The sequence below is a fragment of the Cupriavidus sp. KB_39 genome (genome assembly GCF_052114485.1).
In the GTDB taxonomy this organism is placed as follows: domain Bacteria; phylum Pseudomonadota; class Gammaproteobacteria; order Burkholderiales; family Burkholderiaceae; genus Cupriavidus.
On sequence record NZ_JBFREV010000116.1, the window covers coordinates 1 to 1,743 of the forward strand.

The following is a 1,743-nucleotide window of genomic DNA, read 5'->3' on the forward strand; positions in this document are numbered from 1 at the left end:
CCGCAGCGTGGCAATCATGTCGAACATGTCCCAGGTGATGCCGTGAGGCGCCAGCCACCGCTCGGACGCCCTCATCGCCAGATCGCGAATCCGCAGGATGCGGCCCAGCACCAGCACGTGGTCCGTGACGAGATCAGGCCGCACGCGCGCCCACTCTTCATCGAATGTGTCTATCAAATCGTGTTTATCCATATAAGAAATTGTCTCGGGCGCTTGCTATCTTTGCGTAAAGTATCTTTATACAAAGATACTAATGTTTGACTAACCCTACAAGGATACAAGGAGACTTCGATGACGACACGCTTCCGGCTGCTGGTTTTCCTGCTGACCTGGCTGGCATTCGCCCAACCGCCCACCGCGATGGCGCAAACCCCGGCCAGAACCAAGGTGCGCGTGGCGTCCGTGGTCTCGGCGGCATGGCTGCCGCTGTGGATTGCCAAGGACAAGGGCATGTTCGAGGCGCACGGGCTGGACGTGGACATCACCACCGTCCAGAACGTCTCCACCGTGGTCGGCGCGCTGGGCCGGCAGTTCGAGGTCTCCGGGTGCACGCCCATCGACATCATCAAGGCGCGGCTGCGGAAGCTCGATGTCGTGGGCATCGCGGGCAATACGCAGGAGCTGACGGCCAACCAGCAGATGCGGCTGGTGACCCGCGCCGACAGCCCGATCCGGGACCTGGCCGACCTCAAGGGGCAGGTCGTGGCCACGCCCTCGCTCAACGGGGTGATCCACATCGCCACGCTCAATGCGCTGCGGCAGCGCGGCGTGGACCCCAAGGCCGTCCGCTTCCAGGAGATGGCTTTCGCCAATATGGGCGACCAGCTGGCGGCGGGGCGCGTGGCGGCGGCGGAGATCGTCGAACCCTACGCCTCGGCGTCGATGAAGGTGGGCGTGCGTACCCTCGGCAACCCCATGCTCGGCGTGGCCGACCCGGTGATCCTGACCTGCTGGATGGCGAGCGGCCAGTGGGCCCGTGACAACCGGGGCGCCGTGGCGGCCTGGCGCGCCGCGCTCAACGACGCCATCCAGTACATCCAGAAGAACGACCAGGCGTCACGCGCGGTGCTGGCCAAGTGGACCCGCCTGCCCGATGCGGTGGCAGCCTCGGTCCATCTGCCGGCCTACACCACCCGCCTCGGCGATGCCGAGATCGACACCTGGATCCAGACCGCCGTCGCCGTCGGCGCCATCAACGAGAAAGCAAGCGCCATCGGCGCCAGCCTCAACTAGTTCACGACCTATGAACGCATCGGTATTTTGCTGTGAGCAGGCGGAAGTCAGACTGACGTCGGCAAGTGGGGAGAAGACGATTCTCCAGGGCATCGACCTGAATATCGGCCGGGGCGAGTTCCTCTGCATGGTGGGCGGCTCCGGCACGGGCAAGACCACCCTGCTGCGCGCGCTCGGCGGGTTCTGTGCGCCGACCGGCGGCGCCGTCTTCTATGAAGGTGCCGCCTTCAGCGGCCCGCCGGCGGGTGTGGTGACGGTGTTCCAGGACTACGGCAACGCGCTGCTGYCGTGGCGGACGGTGCGTGGCAACGTGGCGCTAGGCATCGAGGAGCAGGTCTCCGGCGCGGCACTGGACGACCGTATCGACGCCGCGCTGGCCATGGTCGGCCTGCAGCAGGCGGCCCGGGAGTATCCCGCCAAGCTGTCCGGCGGCATGCAGCAGCGACTGCAAATCGCCCGCGCACTGGCGCTGCAGCCCAAGGTACTGCTCATGGACGAGCCATTCGGCGC

At 66.0% G+C, this 1,743-nt stretch carries 2 protein-coding genes; both read left to right on the forward strand.

Annotated features, from left to right (window positions below; all coding sequences use genetic code 11):
* Positions 1-291 precede the first annotated feature (291 nt).
* Positions 292-1,233 carry an ABC transporter substrate-binding protein gene (locus AB4Z27_RS28880; RefSeq protein WP_144196545.1) on the forward strand — a complete coding sequence of 314 codons (942 nt, stop codon included), beginning with the start codon at positions 292-294 and terminating at the stop codon, positions 1,231-1,233.
* Positions 1,234-1,243: 10 nt separating this feature from the next.
* The coding region (locus AB4Z27_RS28885) for an ABC transporter ATP-binding protein (RefSeq protein WP_441645968.1) at positions 1,244-1,743 on the forward strand (500 nt) is incomplete at its 3' end.